Here is a 16,910-nt window from a genome sequence, read left to right on the forward strand (position 1 = left end):
GTTTCCCGATGCCTCCTGGCAACCTCAACCCACAGAACGTGCTCGGCGGTTCCATCAAGGACCGCGTGCGCCCTGCCAATGCCGCTGAACTCGACGGCATTCCGTGGCTGCCCACGCTCACGCCCACCGAGCGCCGCCGCGCCGAGGCCACGCTCGTGGTGGGCGAGGCCGAGCCCGGCGACCTGGTGTGCCGCGTCGGGCGTTCGCCCACCTACTGGTTCGGCGTGGTCGAGGGCTTGCTGAAGATGAGCAACGACAACGCCGACGGCGGCTCGGTCACCTACACCGGCGTGCCGCCCGGCGGTTGGTTCGGCGAGGGCACGGTGATGAAGCGCGAGCCCTACCGCTACAACATCCAGGCGCTGCGCCGCAGCCTCGTGGCGGGGCTGCCGATCGAGAGCTTCCACTGGCTGCTGGACCACTCCATCGGCTTCAACCGCTTCGTGATGAACCAGCTCAACGAGCGGCTGGGCCAGTTCATCGCGGCGCTGGAGATCGACCGCCTCAACAACCCCGACGCGCGCGTGGCGCGCAACCTGGTGTCGCTGTTCAACCCGGTGCTGTACCCCGGCGTGGGCGAGGTCTTGCGCATCACGCAGCAGGAACTGGCGTACCTTGTCGGCCTGTCGCGCCAGCGCGTGAACGAGGCGCTCAATGCGCTGTCGGCGCAGGGGCTGATCCGCGTGGAGTACGGTGGCCTGCGCGTGCTCGACCTGCCGGGCCTGCGCGCCACCGCGATGTCCAGCCGCAAGAACAACAGCACCTCGAACTGAAAGATAAAAACATGGCCCTCTCCGACCACCTGCAGATCGTGCCCGCCGACGCACAGGCGAGCTTTCTTCCGCCGCAGCAGCAACAGGCCACGCAGGCCCGCAACGAGGAAGACGACGGCCCGACGCTGGAAGAAGCCATCGACCGCGCCGAGGCCTTGGGCGAACAGATCGACGCGCTCAACGAGATCCTGGCGCGCCCGCTCAAGGACATCCTGGCCGACCGCGAGAAATCGGAAGAGGCCGCGCTGGCCTGGGACCGCTTCGGCGCGATGTGGATGCTGTCGCAGCGCGCCATGCGCCGCGTCGCGCTCGACCTGGCGGCGCAGCTCGGCGTGAGCGAGGAAGAGGTCGTGGCGCGCGCCATGGCGAACGCCAACGCGGTGCTCAACGGGGCGGACGAAGTCGACCTCGGCGGCTCCATCGCACCGGCGCAGCTGCAGCACATCGCCCGCCACCGCAACTTCCTGCGCGCCCAGTTCCGTACCGGCTGACGCGCGCGGCCTTTCGATATCCCTTAGCCTTGCGGCCTTCTCCTGCTCCCACACCACCATGACCACCTCCGCTTCTTCCCACCTCACCGTCATCACCGGCGCCTCGCGCGGCCTGGGCCGTGCCATGGCCGAACAGCTGCTGCAGGCCGGCCACACGGTGCTCGGCATCGCGCGCAAGTCCTCGCCCGAACTGGCCGAAGCCCCCAAGGCGGCCGGCGCTGAACTGACGCAATGGGAGCAGGACCTGTCCGACCCGGTGGCCGCCGCGGCGCGCCTGTCGGACTGGCTGCGCACGCTGGACGGCCAGTGCTTCGACAGCGTCACGCTCATCAACAACGCCGGCACCGTCGGCAACCCCGCGCCGCTGTCGCGCGCCGTGCCGGCCGAGCTGGCCCAGGCGCTGCGCATCGGGCTCGAGGCGCCGATGCTGCTCACGGCCGCTTTCCTCGGCGGCACGCGCGAATGGCGCGGCGCACGCAAGGTGCTGAACATCTCGTCGGGCCTGGGCCGCAACGCCCTGGGCAGCCAGGCGCCGTACTGCGCGGCCAAGGCCGGCATGGACCATTTCTCGCGCGCCGTGGCGCTCGAGGAGGTGCATGCACCGAACGGCGCGCGCATCGTGTCGCTGGCGCCCGGCATCATCGACACCGACATGCAGGTGCAGCTGCGCGGCGCTTCGGCCGAACAGTTCCCGGACCGCACGCGCTTCGTGAGCATGAAGGAAGAAGGCCGGCTCGACAGCCCCCAGAGCGCCGCGGCCAAGGTGCTCGCCTACCTGGCGCGCGCGGACTTCGGCAGCAATCCCGTGGCCGACGTGCGCGACCCGGCCTGAACACGGCGACCACATCATGGCCACCGCAAAGTCCATCGACACCGTCGAATACAAGCTCTTCCCGTCGCCGAGGAACGTGCACCGCATCGTCTTCGAGCACCAGGTGTTCGTGCCGTACCCGTACGCGCTGATCGTGATGGACGAGTTCTATTTCAAGGGTCGCTACAGCCTGTTCTCGGCCTGCCGCATGAGCGACGGAAAGATGGGGCAGGTGGCGACGTTCGAGGATGCGGCGGACGTGGAGATCTTCAACGCCAAGTTCGTGCCGGACTGAGCTCGCCCCCAGGCTTCGCGCACTTCGTGTCGCTTCGCCAACCCCCTACCGGGGGCAACACCAGCGGCCCGGCAAAGCCGGTTCCGCGGTGTTCCTGGTATGAAAACCCCTCTTACTCGATCGTCGCGCCCGAGGCCTGCACGATCCCCTTCCACTTCTCGTAGTCCGTCTTCAGCAGCGCGCCGAACTGCTCCGGCGTCATGCTCTGCGGCTCCGCGCCCTGGGCAATGATGGCCGCCTTCATTTCGGGCGTGGCCAGCAGCTTGTTGACCGCCGCATTCAGCGTGGTGACGATGTCCTTGGGCGTGCCGGCCGGCACGAACACGCCGTACCAGGTGCTCACGTCGAAGTCCTTGTAGCCCAGCTCGGCCACGGTGGGCGTGTCGGGCAGCGAGGTGCTGCGCTTGGCGGAGGTGACGGCCAGCGGACGCAGCTTGCCGGCCTTGATCTGCGCCATGGCCGAGGGCACCGACGACACCATCAGGTCGACGTTGCCCGCGAGCACGTCCATCATGGCCGCGTTGGAGCCCTTGTAGGGCACGTGGCGCATCTTGATCTTGGCGGCGCCGTTGAAGATCTCGCCGGCCAGGTGGATGGTGGTGCCGTTGCCCGGCGAGCCGTAGGTGACGGTGTCGGGCGCGGCGCGCGCGGCCTTCACCACGTCGTCGAGCGTCTTGAACTTGGAGTTGGCCTGCGTGACGATCACCACGGGCGTGTAGGCCACGTGGGCCACGGCCGTGAGGTCCTTCACCGGGTTGTAGCTCAGGCTCTTGTAGAGCCAGGGCGCGACGACCATGTTGTCCTTCTGGCCCATCACGATGTCGTAGCCCGTGGGCGTGGCGCGCGCGGCCTCGGCGATGCCGATGGTGCCGCCGGCACCCGCGCGGTTGTCGGGCACCACGGTCCAGTGGTTGGCTTCGGTGAGCTTCTGCGCGACCAGGCGCGCCAGGATGTCGGTGCCGCCGCCGGGCGGGAAGGGCACGACCATGCGGATGGGCTTGGCGGGGTAGGCGGCGGTCTGGGCGTGGGCCGGGGCGGTGGCCGCCACGGCGGTGAAGGCCAGCGCAAAGGCCAGCGGACGGAGGAAGTTCGATGGGGTCATGGGGGGCATTGTCTCGTTCTGGGGGCAGGGGGGATGCAGTCTGCCGGAAGTGCCGGCGCGGGGTTTTCGCGGTTCGCGATGGCCCTCGTCTCGGCTGGCGGGGGCAGAACACGGGGCGGTGCGTACTTTCGGACGCCTTGACACCGCCCATCGCGCGTCGAATACTCCACCAAATGGTTGAGTATTTCTGGCTCGCCCGGCGCTCGGCGGCTTCCGGGCGCCATTCCTCTTTGCGGGAGGCACCCATGCTCGGACACATCAATGCAGTGGCCAACCTGGCGGTGAAAGACCTCGCCGTGGCCCGACGCTTCTACGAAGACACGCTCGGCCTCGCGCAGGTCGACGCCGAAGGCGACGAGGTCATCGTCTACCGCAGCGGCAACACGCGGCTCAACGTCTACCGCTCGGCCTTCGCGGGCACCAACCAGGCCACGGCCGTGACCTGGTCGGTCGACGGCGACATCGAGCGCCTCGTGGCCGCGCTCAAGGCCAAGGGCGTGCGCTTCGAGCACTACGACATGCCCGACACCACGCTCGCGGGCGACATCCACGTCATGGGCGAGATGAAGGTCGCGTGGTTCAAGGACCCCGACGGGAACATCCTGAACCTCATCAACGTCTGAGCAACCCCTGTCCATCCGGCATCCCCCGTTTGGGGGAAGCCAAGGGCAGCGCGCTGCGGACAATTCCTCCTGCCATGCACCGGCCTGGCATGGAGGAGTTCCCACATGAGCGCACCGTCGCCCGAGCAGCCAACGTTTGAGCCATCCGCGCGCCCCGAGCGCGTCGCGGTCATCGCCATCCACGGGGTGGCCGACCAGAAGGCTGGCGACACGGCGCGCGCCATCGCCTCGCTGATGCTCAACCACCCCGGCGAGGGCGCCACCTACCGCCAGGCCGACTGCGACAGCCACCTCCTGCCGGTGCCGCCGCTGACCTCGATGGTGCAGCAGCGCACGGGGCATCAGGACAAGAACGAGAAGGCCGCCACGGAAGGCGGCGCCGCGCAGAAGGCCTACGTGCCGCCCGTGCGCAAGGCGATGCGGCAGTCGAAGACGTCCGACTTCAGCGCCGACGACTGGATCTCGACCGCCGAGGCCGACGACGCGGGCGTGGTGCGTGCCGCCAAGGGGCGCGGGCCGCTCACGCCGCGCGAGCTGAAGAAGAGCAACCCCGACATCGCCTTCAGCGACTACCTGCTGTTCAAGTCGCAGCGCGCCGAGCCCGACCACGAGGCCTACGAGGCCACGCGCGTGCGCATGACGCGCGACGCCACCGATGCCCACGGGCAGCCGGTGCAGCAGCGCATCGACGTGCACGAGATGTACTGGGCCGACCTGTCGCGCCTGCCGGGCTCGGTGGCGCGCATCGTCGCGGAGCTCTTCACCATCGTGTTCCGCCTCTCGCAGCTGGGCCGCGACGCGGTGGACCGGGCCGCCGAAGCGGCTGGTGTGAACAGGAAGCCCAGACCTTCGGGCGCGCGGCGCTGGGCCTGCCTGGCGAAGCTGCAGACCGCGCTCGACTGGGCCTTTGCCAACCTGCTGGCGAACCTCTTCCTGCAGCTGCTGCTGGTCGGACTGGTGATCGCGGGGCTTGGCGGACTGGCGCGGGTCGAGCCCGCGCCCCATGCGTTGTCGCTCACCGAACTGCTGCGCCGGGTGCTGGCGGTGATCGTGCCGGTGCTGGCGATCTGGTGGTACTGCTACCAGGCGCGCACCCAGGCCTCCTCGCGGATCGTGGTGGGCCTGTACGCGCTGCTGGCGGGCTGGTTCCTGTGGGCGCTGGTGCCCGCGCACTGGGTGGTCGGCGTGGCCTGGCTGGCGCTGCTCGCCGCGTTGGCCGACCGCGCGCTGCGCATCGCGCGCGACCGCTTTCCGGCGGCGCGCACCTGGGGGCTGGGGCTGATGGCGCTGACCGCGGCGGCGCTGCTGGTGCACGTGGCGATCAACGCCTCGGCCGCGGGCGCCACGGACGACCTGCGCCACTGGGTGCGCGCCGGCATGCGGGTGGTCGAGTACCTGCTGCTGGGCGTCGTGGCCTGGTGGGGCGTGGCCGGCGTGCTGCTCATCGCCTGGCTGCTCGCCGGGGAGACGGTGCCCGACCGCGACGCCGCCGCGCGCGCCAGCATCGCCACGGGGCGGCTGGGGCTGTTCGTGTCGGTGGCGGCGTTCGTGGCGCTGTCGATGGTGTCGTGGGCCGTGCTGACGAACCTCGTGGAGCTCGGCGCGAAGGACGTCGACTACGCGCCGTTCTGGTTCGGCAAGGACGTCTACTGGGCCGACGGCGCGAACTTCCTGCACAGCCGCTATGAGAAGAGCACGCAGGCCTTCGCCTTGACGGCCGGCCTCACGCTGTCGCTGTTGGCCTACCTGGTGGCGGTGCTGGTGCCCAGCCTGTTCGCCGAGCTCAAGGTGGCCTTCGGCACCTCGCAGGGCCTGGGCCGCTGGCTCGGCGCGGGCTACCGGCGGCTGGACCGCTTCGTCGCCGTGCTGACCAGCGCCAGCGTGGTGGTCGCCTTCGCGGTGGCCCTGTTGCTGGTGCTCAAGCAGTGCAATGTCTCGGTCGGCGGCTGGATCGACGACGCGGTGATCTGGGTGTCGGCGCTGTCGCAAAGCGGGCTCAAGCCGCTGATCTTCACCGCCGCCACGCTGGCCGCCGCCGTCTCGCTGCTCGGCGGTTTTCTCACGCGCACCGTGCCGGGCCTGCGCATGCCGCTCGACGTGGCGCTGGACGTCGACGGCCACTTCCGCGAGTTCCCGCGCCGCGCCATTCCGCGCGCGCGCATCTTCTCGCGCTACGTGTCGCTGCTGGAGCACGTGGCGGCGCAGGGCTACGACCGCATCGTGATCGTGGCCCACAGCCAGGGCACGGTGATCTCGACCGAGCTGCTGCGCTACCTGCAGTTCCGCGCCGCGCAGAAAGTCGATGCGCGGGTGACCGACCTCTGGGCGGCGCTCAACAAGAGCCGCCTGCTGCTGCTCACCGCCGGCTGCCCGCTGCGCCAGCTGTATGCGGCGCGCTTTCCGCACCTCTATGGCTGGGTGACGGCGGAAGACGCGAATGGCGGCGGGCCGAGCGCGGCCCAGGTCGGCGTGGCCCGCTGGGTCAACCTCTACACGGCCGGCGACTATGTCGGGCGCTGGCTCTGGGGCGAGGACGACAAGCCCTACGAGCAGGTGACGACGCCACCAGCCTGGTGCGTCGCGGCCGAGCACGAGGCCTGCCTCGGCCTGGGCGCCCACACCCACTACTTCGACCTCGACCAGGCGCACGTGGCGCGCTGGATCGACTGGATGGTGACGGCGCGCCCATGAAAAAGCCGGCCCGCAGGCCGGCTTTTCTTCATGCCGACAGCGCGGGCTTCAGCCGAAGTTCTTCGCTGCGAAGTCCCAGTTCACCAGCTTGGCCAGGAAGGTCTCGACGAACTTCGGGCGCAGGTTGCGGTAGTCGATGTAGTACGCGTGTTCCCACACGTCCACCGTCAGCAGCGCGGTGTCGGCGGTGGTCAGCGGCGTGCCGGCTGCGCCGGTGTTCACGATGTCCACCGAACCGTCGGCCTTCTTCACCAGCCACGTCCAGCCCGAGCCGAAGTTGCCCACGGCCGACTTCACGAAGGCTTCCTTGAAGGCGTCGTAGCTGCCCCACTTGGCATCGATGGCCTTGGCCAGCGCGCCGGTGGGGGCGCCGCCGCCTTGGGGCTTCATGCAGTTCCAGAAGAAGGTGTGGTTCCAGATCTGGGCGGCGTTGTTGTAGATGCCGCCGCTGGACTTCTTGACGATCTCTTCGAGCGTCATCGCTTCGAACTCGGTGCCCTTTTGCAGGTTGTTCAGGTTCACCACGTAGGCGTTGTGGTGCTTGCCGTGGTGGTACTCGAGCGTTTCCTTCGAATACTCGGGGGCCAGCGCGTCGATGGCGTACGGCAGCGGGGGAAGGGTGTGTTCCATGGTGGAGTCTTTCTTTCTAGTTGGTGGAAGGGGAAAACAAAAAACAGGTCGGTGCCTCAGGCGCGGGCCTTCGGCACGATGCGGTAGGCGCAGCGCCGCGCGCCTGCAAGCACGTGTTCGACACGGCTCACGTCGGCCTCGGGCCCCAGCACCTCGTCGAAGAGCTGCAGCTCGCTGCGGCAAAAGCCGGTGCAGGCCTGCGCCGCGGTGCAGATGGGGCAGTGGTTCTCGATGAAGAGAAAGCCGTCGCCCTCGGCCCGGTACTCGGCCATGTAGCCCTCGCGGCTGCGGATGTCCGCCAGCCGCTCGAGCCGCGTCTCGAGGTTGCGCGCGCCGCGCATGGCCTCGGTGTAGGTGGCGCGCATGGTGGCTTCGCGCGCGCCGATGAGCTGGTCCATGCCCTTTTCGCCGAACACGCTGATCACGGCGCTGATCATCTGCACCGTCATCTCGGCGTGCGTGTCGGGAAAGCGCTTGTGGCCCTCGCCGGTGAGCCGCCAGATCTGGGTCGGACGGCCGCGGCCGCTGGAGCGGCTTTCGGCGTCCACCAGCCCTTCGGTCTCGAGCTTGGACATCTGCTGGCGCACCGCCTCGACCGTCACGTGCAGCACCTTGGCGATGTCGGGGATGCCGAGCGCGCCGCGGGTCTTCAGCGTGGAGAGGATGCGGTCTGCCGGCTGGTGCGGCATCCAGGTGGGCTTGGTGGCATCGGGGGCGGACATGGCGGCTTCGGTCGTGGGGGAAAACAGCGTCATTGTCAGGTGGTTGGCCCTCCCTTCGCATCCGTGGGCGCTTGCCAGCCTCCGCCCAGTGCTTTGTAAAGCGCGACGAGGCTGGTGAACGAGGCCGTTTCGGCCTCGGCCACGGCATCCTGCGCGCGCAGCAGGGTGCGCTGCGCGTCGAGCACGCTCAGGTAGGGCGCGGCGCCTTCGCGGTAGCGCACTTCGGCCAGCTCGGCGGCGCGGCCGCTGCGGGCCGAGGCCTCCAGCAGCCGCTGCAGGCGCAGCTGGTTCTGGCCGTAGCCGGTGAGGGCGCTTTCGACGTCCTCGATGGCGCGCAGCACGGTCTGTTCGTAGACGGCGCGCTCGCCCTCGGCACGCGCTTCGGCGCCGCGCAGGCGGGCCTTGACCGAGCCCAGCCGCAGCGCAGGCCAGCTCACGCCGGGCGTGACGCTGAAGGCGCGGCTCGACGAACTGCCCAGGTCGGCACCGCGCAGTGCGATGAAGCCCAGGAAGCCGCCGATGTCGACGCGCGGGTACAGCTCGGCCGTGGCCGCGCCCACGTCGGCCGTGCTGGCGGCCAGGCCGCGTTCGGCGCGCAGCACGTCGGGCCGGCGGCGCAGCAACTCGCCCAGGTCGCCGATGGGCAGGCGCTTGTCGAGCACGCGCAGCGGGTGCGGCTGCAGCATCGGTGTCAGCTCGGCCGGGCGCAGGCCCGCCAGCACGGCGACGCGGTGCGCGGCCTGGCGGCGCGTGGTCTCGAGCGCGGGCAGCTGGCTTTCGGTGCTGGCCAGGTTGGCCTGCGCGCTCGCCAGGTCGCCTTCGAGGCCGCGCCCGGTGCGCACCTGCGCCTCGGTCACGCGCAGGCTCTGGCGCAGGCTGTCGAGGGTGCGCTGCGTCACGGCCAGGCGCTGCTCGGCGCCACGCATCTCGTAGTAGTTGCGCGCCAGTTCGGCCACGGCCACGATGCGCACCTGCGCGAGGTCGGCCGCGCTGGCCTGGGCGCGCGCGGTGGCGGCTTCGTCCAGGCGCTGCAGCCGGCCGAACAGGTCGATCTCCCAGCCGGCGTCGAAGCCGGCGCGGCTGCTTTGCGCCAGCGTGCGCGCATCGGCCGGCACGCCGTTGCCCTGCGCGATGCTGCGCGTCTTGCTGGCGCCCAGCGTCACCACGGGCAGGCGGTCGAGCTCGGCCTCGGTCTGCATCGCACGCGCTTCCAGCAGCCGCGCGTGGGCGATGCGGATGTCGTGGTTGCCGGCCAGCGCACGCTCGATGAGCGCGTCGAGCTGCGGGTCGTCGAGCTGGCGCCACCAGTCGCGCTGCACCGCGTCGGGCGCGAACAGCGCGCGCTCGGGGGCGGCGATGGCCACCGGCGCATCGTTCGGCGCGGCGTACTTCGGCCCCACCGCGCAACCGGCCAGCACCAGCAGGCTGAGGGCGAACGGCGCGGCGTAGGAGAAAAGTCTTGTCGTCATGGTCATGCTCCCGGTGTCTCAGACGGTGTCGCCCGCAGGCTCGCGCGCCACGAGCGCCTCGAGTTCGGCGGCGCGCTGCGAGCGGCCCACCGTGCGGTGGTCGCGTGCCAGCAGCGTGTACATGGTGGGCAGCACGAACAGCGTGAACAGCGTGCCCACCAGCATGCCGACCACGATCACCAGGCCGATGCTGAAGCGGCTGTTGGCGCCCGCGCCGCTGGCGAACAGCAGCGGTACCAGGCCCACCACCATCGCGGCCGTGGTCATCAGGATCGGGCGCAGCCGGATGCGCGCGGCCTGCTCGATGGCGGCGCGGCGCTCCAGGTTCAGGCGCTCCTGGATCTCGTTGGCGAACTCCACCATCAGGATGCCGTGCTTGCTGATGAGCCCGATGAGCGTCACCAGCCCGATCTGCGTGTAGATGTTGATGGTGGCAAAGCCCAGCGCCAGCGGCACCAGCGCGCCGCAGATCGACATCGGCACGCTGACCAGGATGATCAGCGGGTCGCGCAGGCTCTCGTACTGCGCGGCCAGCACCAGGTAGATCACCACGATCGCGAACACGAACGCCATCACCAGCGCCGAGCCTTCCTGCGTGAACTGGCGCGCGTCCGACTGCCAGTCGTAGCTGAAGCCGGCCGGCAGTTTCTTGGCCTCTTCGCTGAGGAACGCCACGGCGTCGCCCATGGTCACGCCCGGCATCGGAATGGCCTGGAAGGTCGCGGCGTTGAGCTGGTTGAACTGCGTGAGCTTGTTGGGCCCCACGCTGGTCGACAGCTGCACCAGGTTGGCCAGCGGCACGGGCTGGCCGCTCGCGCTCTTCACGAAGTAGCGCGCGAGGGCCTCGGCCGTGAGCCGCTGGTCGCGCGGCGACTGCGGAATCACGTCGTACGAGCGCCCGTCCATGCCGAAGCGGTTGACGTAGTTCTCGCCCACCAGCACGGCCAGCGTGTCGCCGATGGCCTTCATGGTCACGCCCATGCTGTTGGCCTTGGCGCGGTCCACGCGCACCTCGGTCACGGGGTTGTTGAACTCCAGGTCGCTGTCGACCACGGCGAACTTGCCGCTCTCGCGCGCCGCCTTCTTCAGCGTTTCCATCGCCTCGAACACGCTGCGGTGGTCACCCGCGCTGCGGATCACCATCTGCACCGGAAGCCCACCGGTCGAACCGGGAAGCGACGGCAGCTGAAAGGCGAACACGCTGCTGCCCTCGACCTCGTTCATGCCGCCCTGCACGTCGCCCTGGATCTGGTCGGCGTTGCGCTGGCGAGCGTTCCAGTCGGACAGCTGCACGCCGCCGATGCTGTTGGACACGCCGTCCGAGCCGTTGATGAGCCAGCGGCCGGTGTTCTCGGGCAGCTTGGCCAGCACCTCGTCCCACTTCTGGCCGAACTTCTCGACGTAGTCGATGTTGGCGTGCTGCGGCGACTTGATGACGGTCATCACCATCGCCTGGTCTTCGCCCGGCGCCAGCTCGCGCTGCGCCGCGTTGTACAGAAAGGGCAGGCTCACGAGCACGGCCGCCGCCAGCAGGCCCGTGACCCAGCGGTGGTGCAGCGACACGTCGAGCAGCCGTCCGTAGGCCGTGGCCAGCTTGTGGAAGAAGGCCTCGGCATAGCGCGCCATGCGGCCCGCCGTGGCGTCCTGCGGCAGCAGGAACGAGCTCATCACCGGCGACAGCGTGAGCGCGATCACGCCCGACACCACCACCGCGCCCGCCAGCGTGAAGGCGAACTCCTTGAACAGCGACCCCGTGAGTCCGCCCATGAGGCCGATGGGCGCGTACACCGCGGCCAGCGTGAGCGTCATCGCGATCACCGGGCCGGCCACTTCGCGTGCGCCGATCAATGCGGCCTGCACGCGCGACTTGCCTTCCTCGATGTGGCGGTGCACGTTCTCGACCACCACGATGGCGTCGTCCACCACCAGGCCGATGGCCAGCACCATCGCCAGCAGCGTGAGCAGGTTGATGCTGAAGCCGAACAGCAGCATCAGCGCCGCCGCGCCCAGCATCGACAGCGGAATGGTCACCACCGGGATGAGCACCGCGCGCAGCGAGCCCAGGCACAGGAAGATCACCAGCACCACGATGGCGATGGCTTCGAGCAGCGTCTTCTGCACCTCGTCGATCGAGGCCTCGATGAAGCGCGCGAGCTCGAAGGGCAGCTGCACCTCCACGCCCGGCGGGAGGTTCTGCTTGATGCCGGGCAGCAGGTCGCGGATGCGCTTCACGATCACCAGCGGGTTGCCGTTGGGCGCGGCCTGCAGGCCGAGGTAGATGGCCTTGTCGCCGTCCATCGTCGCGCTGCTGTCGGCGCTCGCCGCGCCGAGTTCCACCGTGGCCACGTCGCCTAGCCGCACGATGGCATCGCCGTCGCGCTTGATGACCATGTCGCGGAACTCCGCCACGTTCACCAGGTCGGTGTTCACGCGGATGTTCGACACCACGTACAGGCCCTTCACCTGCCCGGGTGCGGCCTGCACGTTGTTCTGGCGCAGCGCGTCGGCCAGCTCGCCGGCCGAGATGCCGCGCGCGGCCATGCGGTTGGCGTCCAGCCACACGCGCATCGCCAGCGTCTGCCCGCCCGACACCTCGACGCCCGAGACGCCCTCGATCGACGCGAACTGCGGCTGCACCACGCGCGAGAGGTAGTCGGTGAGCTGCGGCACGGGCATCGTCTTGCTCGAGAAGCCCACGTACGCGACGGCCGTGGCCTCGCCCGACGACTTGAGGATCACCGGGTCGAAGGCCTCGGCCGGCAGCCGGTACTTCACCTGGCTGACCTGCGCCATCGCCTGCGTGAGCGCCTGGTTGGCGTCGGCGTTGAGCTTCATGCGCACGCTGATCACGCTGCGCCCGAGCGTGGACGACGACGAAAGGTAGTCGACGTTCTCGATGGTCGCCACCGCCTGCGCGATGGGCTGCGTGACGAAGCCCTGCATCAGCTCCGGCGAGGCGCCGGGGTACTGCGTGGTGATGGTGAGCGTGGTGCTCTCGGTGAGCGGGTACTGGCGCACCGGCAGGTCGCCCAGCGCACGCGCGCCGAGCAGCAGGATGAGCGTGCTCACCACCAGCGCCAGCACGGGCCGGCGCACGAAGAGGTCGGTGAACTTCATGACTTCGCGTCCTGCAGGGCCAGCGTGTCCTTCGCGGCCGGGGCCACGGCGGCGCCGTTGTACAGGCGCAGCTGGCCCGAGGTGACGACCTGCTCGCCGGCCTTCAGGCCTTGCTCGACGACGACCAGGCCGTCTTGCCGCTCGCCGGTCTTCACGAACACCTGCTGCACCGAGAAGCCGTCGCCCTTGTCGCCGGCGCGCACCACGAACACCGAGTCGCCGTGCGTGCTGTAGGTGATGGCGGTTTCAGGCACCGCGATGGCGTCGGCGCGCGCGGGCAGCGCCACCTTGGCGTTGACGTACATGCCGGGCGTGAGCGCGCCGTCGGCGTTGTCGACCGTGGCTTGCAGGCGCACGGTGCGCGTGTCGCTGCCGATCATGGGCTCGATGGCGCTGAGCTTCGCGGGGAACACGCGGCCCGGATAGGCGTCGACCGCGAGCGCCACCGCCTGGTTGCGCCGCAGCGCCGGCAGCGCGTTCTCGGGCAGCGTGAGGTTGGCGAACAGCGTGCGCGCATCGGTGAGCGACACCAGCGCATCGCCGGCGCGCACGAACTGGCCGAGGTTGACCTTGCGGATGCCCAGCACGCCGTCGAACGGCGCCCGGATGTGCTTCTGCTCGATGAGCGCCTGCACGCGGCGCAGCTCGCCGCTGGCCTGGTCGAAGGCGGCTTGGGCCTGCTCCATCTGCTCCTGCGTGGCGGCCTGCTGCGGCAGCAGGCGGCGCGTGCGTTCGAGCAGGGCCCTGGCATTGGCATGCTGGGCGCGCAGCCGTTCGAGGTCGCCCTGCTCGGGCGCGTCGTTCAGCTGCACCAGCAGCTGGCCGGCACGCACCTGTGCGCCCGGCGTGAAAAGGATCTTCGCGACTCGTCCCTCCACCTCGGCCGGCACCTCGACCTGCCGGTTGGCCTCCAGCGTGCCGATGCCGCCGAGAAAGCGCGCCATCTCGGTCTGCCGCGCGGGGGCCACCGCCACCTTGGCCGGCGGCATCGCGCCGCCCTGTGCATGGGCCGGCTGGAATTTCGCCACGAGCCCGTAGCCCGCCGCGCCCAGCACCGCGACCGTGAGACCGGCGCCGAGCCAGGTCCTGGATTGTTTGTTCATACGCAACCTGCTTTTTTATCAAAGAAAGTGCTTTGATTATTAGATCGCGTCCGAACGCTGTCGAGAAAGACGTGGCAATGGCCCCGATAGGGCAGGGCTATCTTTGGCGTCGCGTGCATGGTGGGTGCTCCGGGTGGTTGCGCGGGGACATCCCCGCACCCCGAAGACGGGCAGCGCGTCGCTTTTGTGACGCGGCGCCGGCGTGCAATCGCCATACGGCCGCCGGGACATCGCTCGCTGCGCCAGGCGCCGATGTACATTGCGACCTGCGCATGAACCTATTCAGCATGGCCACCAAACCCCGTAAGAAGTCCGCGGCTGTCACCGAGGACGAGGTCTTCGATATGGCCGCCGACCTGTTCCGGGCCATGGCCGCGCCCATGCGGCTGAAGATCGTGAGCCTGCTGTGCAACGGGGAGAAGAACGTGAGCGAGCTGCTCGCGCAGATCGACACCACGCAGCCCAACATGTCGCAGCACCTGAACACGCTCTACCAGGCGGGCGTGCTCGCGCGACGCCGCGACGGCGTGAGCATCTACTACAGCATCGCGAACGAAACCGTGGTGGCGCTGTGCCGCAGCATCTGCGTGCAGATCGCCATCGAGCAGGAATAAGAAGAGAAGAAGAGGGCCGGCATCAGCCGGCTTTCGCGCCTCAGGGCTTCAGGTAGACGTAGCCTTCCTTCGCCTGCAGCCGCGCCACCTCGGCCACGCCCGAGGGCACCACCTTGGTTTCCATCAGCAGCTTGCCCGCGTCGATGTTGCGCGTGGTCAGCGTGTTGTTGCACACCTTGAACTCCACGCCGCGTCCGGCCAATGCGCTCACCGGGCCGCTGAACTCGCGGCCCCGGCTGTCCTTCGCATCGCTCAGCAGGAAGTCGATGCCGGGGCCGTGCGTGACCACCACGATCTTCGCCTTCGGGTCTGCGTTCAGGTGGTTCGTGATGTTCGCCAGGATGGCTGCGCTGTTCTCCACGCCGGTGTTCACGTGGTAGACCACCTTGGTCTCCTGTGCGCCCGCGAACGTGGCGACCATGGCGAGCAGGAAAGCGATGAATGCGTGTCTCATGGGGAAACCCTCTGGCTGTTGTCGTTGCCCGCAAAATATCATCTTCTGCTTATATTTACAGCCGGGCAAGCCCGCGGCCCTCGCCGCCAAGCCCGCAGGAGACGACCCACGATGTTCCCGTGCCGGCCCACCGCCGTTCGCGCGAAGGCGCTGCTGATGTGCGCTGCGCTCTGGCTGAGCGCCAGTGCCGCGTTCGCCGCGCCCGAGATCCGCCCGCTGCCGGTGGCGCCCGACATCTACTACGTGCAGGGCATCCCCGCGCTGGGCTCGAAGGAGAACCAGAACTTCATCTCCAACGCCGGCTTCGTCATCACGCGCGACAGCGTCGTGATGATCGACGCGCTCGGCTCGCCCGCTGTCGCCGAGCGCATGGTGGCCGAGATCCGCAAGCTCACGCCCAAGCCGATCAGCCACGTCATCCTCACGCACTACCACGCCGATCACATCTACGGCCTGCAGGTGTTCAAGGCACTGGGCGCGCAGATCGTGGCGCACGCGCGGGGCAAGACCTACCTCACGTCCGACACCGCGCGGCTGCGGCTCGAGGCCTCGCGCCAGGAACTCGCGCCGTGGATCGACGAGCGCACGCGGCTGGTGCCGGCCGACGTGTGGATCGACGGGCGCACCGAGCTCACCATCGGCGGCACGCGCTTCGTGATCCAGCCCGCCGGCCCCGCGCACACGCCCGAAGACCTGGCCATCTTCCTGCCACAGCAGAAGGTGCTGTTCACCGGCGACATCGTGTTCCGCAACCGCACGCCCTACGTGGGCTCGGCCGACAGCCGGCACTGGATCACGTCACTCGACGCGCTGCTCGCGCTCGACGCACGCACCATCGTGCCGGGCCACGGCCCCGCGTCGGACGACCCGGCGCAAGACCTGCGGCAGACGCGCGACTACCTCGTCTTCCTGCGCGGCGCGATGCAGAAGGCCGCCACCGAGATGACACCTTTCGACGAGGCCTACGCCGCCACCGACTGGTCGCGCTTCGAGGCCTGGCCGCTGTTCAAGGTGGCCAACCGCATGAACGCCTACAACACCTACCTGCTGCTGGAGCAGGAGGCGCGATGAGCGGCGAGCGCACGCGCCGGCAGCTCGTTGCGGGCCTCGCCGCGTGGTGCGTCGCGCCAGTGGCCGTGCATGCGGCCGATGTGCAGTTGCCCGCGCCCGTCTCGCTGGCTGGCGCGCTCGCCGCGGCGCTGGCCCGCTCGCAACCGCTGGTCGTCATGGCCAGCCTGCAGGGCTGCCCCTTCTGCAAGATCGCGCGCGAGCACTACCTCATGCCCGAACTCGCCGCGGGCTTGCCCGTGGTACAGATCGACTTTCGTGATGCGCGCACCGTGCGCGACTTCGACGGCGCCACGCGCACGCACGACGCGCTCATCAAGGCGTGGCACGTCAGCGTCGCACCGACCGTGCTCTTCTTCGGCCGCAACGGCCGCGAGGTCGCCGAGCGCCTGACCGGCGGCGACTCGGACTTCTACGGCGCCTACCTCGAAGCACGCCTGCAGCAAGCGCGCACCGCCGTGCGCGGCTGACGTTATGCATGGCGAAACCGAACGGGTTTCCCCCAAGGGCAAAGCCCTTCCCTTGTTCACGATCGTCCCTAAAATCAATACATAACGATTTACTTATTTAACGATGAAACCGGCCGCTTCGGGGCGCGTTTCGAGGAGACCGAATTGAAGTTGCTGTTGCCGTCGCTCGCCGTTGCTGTCACCGCCTTGCTGCTGTCGACACCGGCCCTTGCCAACAAGGAACTGGCCCAGAAGAACGCCTGCCTCGCCTGCCACGCTGTCGACAAGAAGCTGGTCGGCCCGGCCTACCTCGACGTCGCGAAGAAGTACACCGGCCAGGCCGACGCGCTTGCCGTGCTCACCGCGAGCATCCAGAAGGGCAGCACCGGCAAGTGGGGCGCCGTGCCCATGCCCGCGCAGCCCGCGATGAGCGAGGCCGATGCCAAGGCGCTGGCCGCCTGGGTGTTGGGCGGCGCCAAGTAAGGCCCACGGACGCGA

17 protein-coding genes are annotated in these 16,910 nt (G+C 69.2%); 10 read left to right on the forward strand and 7 right to left on the reverse strand.

Annotated elements, in window-relative coordinates; all coding sequences use genetic code 11:
• The first annotated feature begins 8 nt into the window (after nt 1-8).
• The 4 genes from AC1RL8_RS28055 to AC1RL8_RS28070 are packed head-to-tail and all read left to right on the forward strand — an operon-like array spanning nt 9 to nt 2,370.
• Nucleotides 9-773, forward strand: coding sequence for a Crp/Fnr family transcriptional regulator (locus AC1RL8_RS28055; protein ID WP_489061205.1), 765 nt, complete (start codon nt 9-11; stop codon nt 771-773).
• Between the two features lie 11 nt (nt 774-784).
• On the forward strand, nt 785-1,264 hold the full coding sequence (locus AC1RL8_RS28060; RefSeq protein ID WP_062473882.1) for a hypothetical protein: 480 nt from the start codon (nt 785-787) through the stop codon (nt 1,262-1,264).
• 58 nt (nt 1,265-1,322) lie between these two features.
• Nucleotides 1,323-2,096 carry an SDR family NAD(P)-dependent oxidoreductase gene (locus tag AC1RL8_RS28065; RefSeq protein WP_492686914.1) on the forward strand — a complete coding sequence of 258 codons (774 nt, stop codon included), beginning with the start codon at nt 1,323-1,325 and terminating at the stop codon, nt 2,094-2,096.
• A 16-nt stretch (nt 2,097-2,112) separates the two neighbouring features.
• The gene (locus AC1RL8_RS28070) at nt 2,113-2,370 is read left to right on the forward strand and encodes a hypothetical protein (RefSeq protein WP_062473877.1); all 258 of its coding nucleotides are present in this window, start codon (nt 2,113-2,115) and stop codon (nt 2,368-2,370) included.
• Between the two features lie 112 nt (nt 2,371-2,482).
• Here the strand turns inward: AC1RL8_RS28070 and AC1RL8_RS28075 are convergent, their stop codons facing one another.
• Nucleotides 2,483-3,472 (reverse strand): Bug family tripartite tricarboxylate transporter substrate binding protein, encoded by a 990-nt coding sequence (locus tag AC1RL8_RS28075; RefSeq protein ID WP_095950327.1) that lies wholly within the window; start codon nt 3,470-3,472, stop codon nt 2,483-2,485.
• A gap of 245 nt (nt 3,473-3,717) precedes the next feature.
• Here AC1RL8_RS28075 and AC1RL8_RS28080 point away from each other — a divergent pair, with 245 nt between their 5' ends.
• Nucleotides 3,718-4,095 (forward strand): VOC family protein, encoded by a 378-nt coding sequence (locus AC1RL8_RS28080; protein WP_492686915.1) that lies wholly within the window; start codon nt 3,718-3,720, stop codon nt 4,093-4,095.
• 105 nt (nt 4,096-4,200) lie between these two features.
• Nucleotides 4,201-6,786, forward strand: a complete 2,586-nt coding sequence (locus AC1RL8_RS28085; RefSeq protein WP_492686916.1) for a hypothetical protein — start codon at nt 4,201-4,203, stop codon at nt 6,784-6,786.
• Nucleotides 6,787-6,834: 48 nt separating this feature from the next.
• Here the strand turns inward: AC1RL8_RS28085 and AC1RL8_RS28090 are convergent, their stop codons facing one another.
• Genes AC1RL8_RS28090 through AC1RL8_RS28110 form a run of 5 tightly spaced genes read right to left on the reverse strand, consistent with a single transcriptional unit; the run spans nt 6,835 to nt 13,827 of the window.
• Nucleotides 6,835-7,416: a superoxide dismutase gene (locus AC1RL8_RS28090; protein ID WP_159274807.1), complete on the reverse strand. Its 582-nt coding sequence runs from the start codon at nt 7,414-7,416 to the stop codon at nt 6,835-6,837.
• Nucleotides 7,417-7,472: 56 nt separating this feature from the next.
• Complete coding sequence (locus tag AC1RL8_RS28095) at nt 7,473-8,138, reverse strand: helix-turn-helix transcriptional regulator (RefSeq protein WP_492686917.1); 666 nt, start codon at nt 8,136-8,138, stop codon at nt 7,473-7,475.
• Nucleotides 8,139-8,173: 35 nt separating this feature from the next.
• A complete protein-coding gene (locus AC1RL8_RS28100; protein ID WP_492686918.1) occupies nt 8,174-9,613 on the reverse strand; it encodes an efflux transporter outer membrane subunit in 1,440 nt (479 codons plus the stop codon).
• Nucleotides 9,614-9,625: 12 nt separating this feature from the next.
• Complete coding sequence (locus AC1RL8_RS28105; RefSeq protein WP_492686919.1) at nt 9,626-12,724, reverse strand: MexW/MexI family multidrug efflux RND transporter permease subunit; 3,099 nt, start codon at nt 12,722-12,724, stop codon at nt 9,626-9,628.
• Nucleotides 12,721-13,827 carry an efflux RND transporter periplasmic adaptor subunit gene (locus tag AC1RL8_RS28110; RefSeq protein WP_492686920.1) on the reverse strand — a complete coding sequence of 369 codons (1,107 nt, stop codon included), beginning with the start codon at nt 13,825-13,827 and terminating at the stop codon, nt 12,721-12,723. The genes AC1RL8_RS28105 and AC1RL8_RS28110 overlap by 4 nt, the downstream gene beginning before the upstream one ends.
• Before the next feature lie 287 nt (nt 13,828-14,114).
• On the opposite strand from AC1RL8_RS28110, the gene AC1RL8_RS28115 reads away from it, so the two are divergent.
• On the forward strand, nt 14,115-14,441 hold the full coding sequence (locus AC1RL8_RS28115; protein WP_062473861.1) for an ArsR/SmtB family transcription factor: 327 nt from the start codon (nt 14,115-14,117) through the stop codon (nt 14,439-14,441).
• 40 nt (nt 14,442-14,481) lie between these two features.
• On the opposite strand, the gene AC1RL8_RS28120 is transcribed toward AC1RL8_RS28115, so the two are convergent.
• Nucleotides 14,482-14,895, reverse strand: a complete 414-nt coding sequence (locus tag AC1RL8_RS28120; RefSeq protein ID WP_095950321.1) for a DsrE family protein — start codon at nt 14,893-14,895, stop codon at nt 14,482-14,484.
• Nucleotides 14,896-15,006: 111 nt separating this feature from the next.
• Between AC1RL8_RS28120 and AC1RL8_RS28125 the strand changes: the two genes are divergently transcribed.
• The 3 genes from AC1RL8_RS28125 (at nt 15,007) to AC1RL8_RS28135 (ending at nt 16,895) form a co-directional block, all read left to right on the forward strand.
• Nucleotides 15,007-15,966 carry an MBL fold metallo-hydrolase gene (locus AC1RL8_RS28125; RefSeq protein ID WP_492686921.1) on the forward strand — a complete coding sequence of 320 codons (960 nt, stop codon included), beginning with the start codon at nt 15,007-15,009 and terminating at the stop codon, nt 15,964-15,966.
• Nucleotides 15,963-16,433, forward strand: coding sequence for a thioredoxin fold domain-containing protein (locus AC1RL8_RS28130; protein ID WP_070063010.1), 471 nt, complete (start codon nt 15,963-15,965; stop codon nt 16,431-16,433). Before AC1RL8_RS28125 ends, AC1RL8_RS28130 begins: the two co-directional genes overlap by 4 nt.
• 144 nt (nt 16,434-16,577) lie before the next feature.
• Nucleotides 16,578-16,895: a c-type cytochrome gene (locus AC1RL8_RS28135; protein WP_101491419.1), complete on the forward strand. Its 318-nt coding sequence runs from the start codon at nt 16,578-16,580 to the stop codon at nt 16,893-16,895.
• Nucleotides 16,896-16,910 lie beyond the last annotated feature (15 nt).

This window comes from Variovorax sp. GW822-FHT04E09 (assembly GCF_058800845.1).

What these genes read in the sequence shown, in the direction of transcription:
- AC1RL8_RS28065 (WP_492686914.1), top strand. Translation starts at nt 1,323, where the DNA reads ATGACCACCTCCGCTTCTTCCCACCTCACCGTCATCACCGGCGCCTCG.
- AC1RL8_RS28060 (WP_062473882.1), top strand. Translation starts at nt 785, where the DNA reads ATGGCCCTCTCCGACCACCTGCAGATCGTGCCCGCCGACGCACAGGCG.
- AC1RL8_RS28110 (WP_492686920.1), bottom strand. Translation starts at nt 13,827, where the DNA reads ATGAACAAACAATCCAGGACCTGGCTCGGCGCCGGTCTCACGGTCGCG.
- AC1RL8_RS28095 (WP_492686917.1), bottom strand. Translation starts at nt 8,138, where the DNA reads ATGTCCGCCCCCGATGCCACCAAGCCCACCTGGATGCCGCACCAGCCG.
- AC1RL8_RS28115 (WP_062473861.1), top strand. Translation starts at nt 14,115, where the DNA reads ATGGCCACCAAACCCCGTAAGAAGTCCGCGGCTGTCACCGAGGACGAG.
- AC1RL8_RS28090 (WP_159274807.1), bottom strand. Translation starts at nt 7,416, where the DNA reads ATGGAACACACCCTTCCCCCGCTGCCGTACGCCATCGACGCGCTGGCC.
- AC1RL8_RS28080 (WP_492686915.1), top strand. Translation starts at nt 3,718, where the DNA reads ATGCTCGGACACATCAATGCAGTGGCCAACCTGGCGGTGAAAGACCTC.
- AC1RL8_RS28075 (WP_095950327.1), bottom strand. Translation starts at nt 3,472, where the DNA reads ATGACCCCATCGAACTTCCTCCGTCCGCTGGCCTTTGCGCTGGCCTTC.
- AC1RL8_RS28105 (WP_492686919.1), bottom strand. Translation starts at nt 12,724, where the DNA reads ATGAAGTTCACCGACCTCTTCGTGCGCCGGCCCGTGCTGGCGCTGGTG.
- AC1RL8_RS28055 (WP_489061205.1), top strand. Translation starts at nt 9, where the DNA reads ATGCCTCCTGGCAACCTCAACCCACAGAACGTGCTCGGCGGTTCCATC.
- AC1RL8_RS28125 (WP_492686921.1), top strand. Translation starts at nt 15,007, where the DNA reads ATGTTCCCGTGCCGGCCCACCGCCGTTCGCGCGAAGGCGCTGCTGATG.
- AC1RL8_RS28100 (WP_492686918.1), bottom strand. Translation starts at nt 9,613, where the DNA reads ATGACCATGACGACAAGACTTTTCTCCTACGCCGCGCCGTTCGCCCTC.
- AC1RL8_RS28085 (WP_492686916.1), top strand. Translation starts at nt 4,201, where the DNA reads ATGAGCGCACCGTCGCCCGAGCAGCCAACGTTTGAGCCATCCGCGCGC.
- AC1RL8_RS28120 (WP_095950321.1), bottom strand. Translation starts at nt 14,895, where the DNA reads ATGAGACACGCATTCATCGCTTTCCTGCTCGCCATGGTCGCCACGTTC.
- AC1RL8_RS28070 (WP_062473877.1), top strand. Translation starts at nt 2,113, where the DNA reads ATGGCCACCGCAAAGTCCATCGACACCGTCGAATACAAGCTCTTCCCG.
- AC1RL8_RS28130 (WP_070063010.1), top strand. Translation starts at nt 15,963, where the DNA reads ATGAGCGGCGAGCGCACGCGCCGGCAGCTCGTTGCGGGCCTCGCCGCG.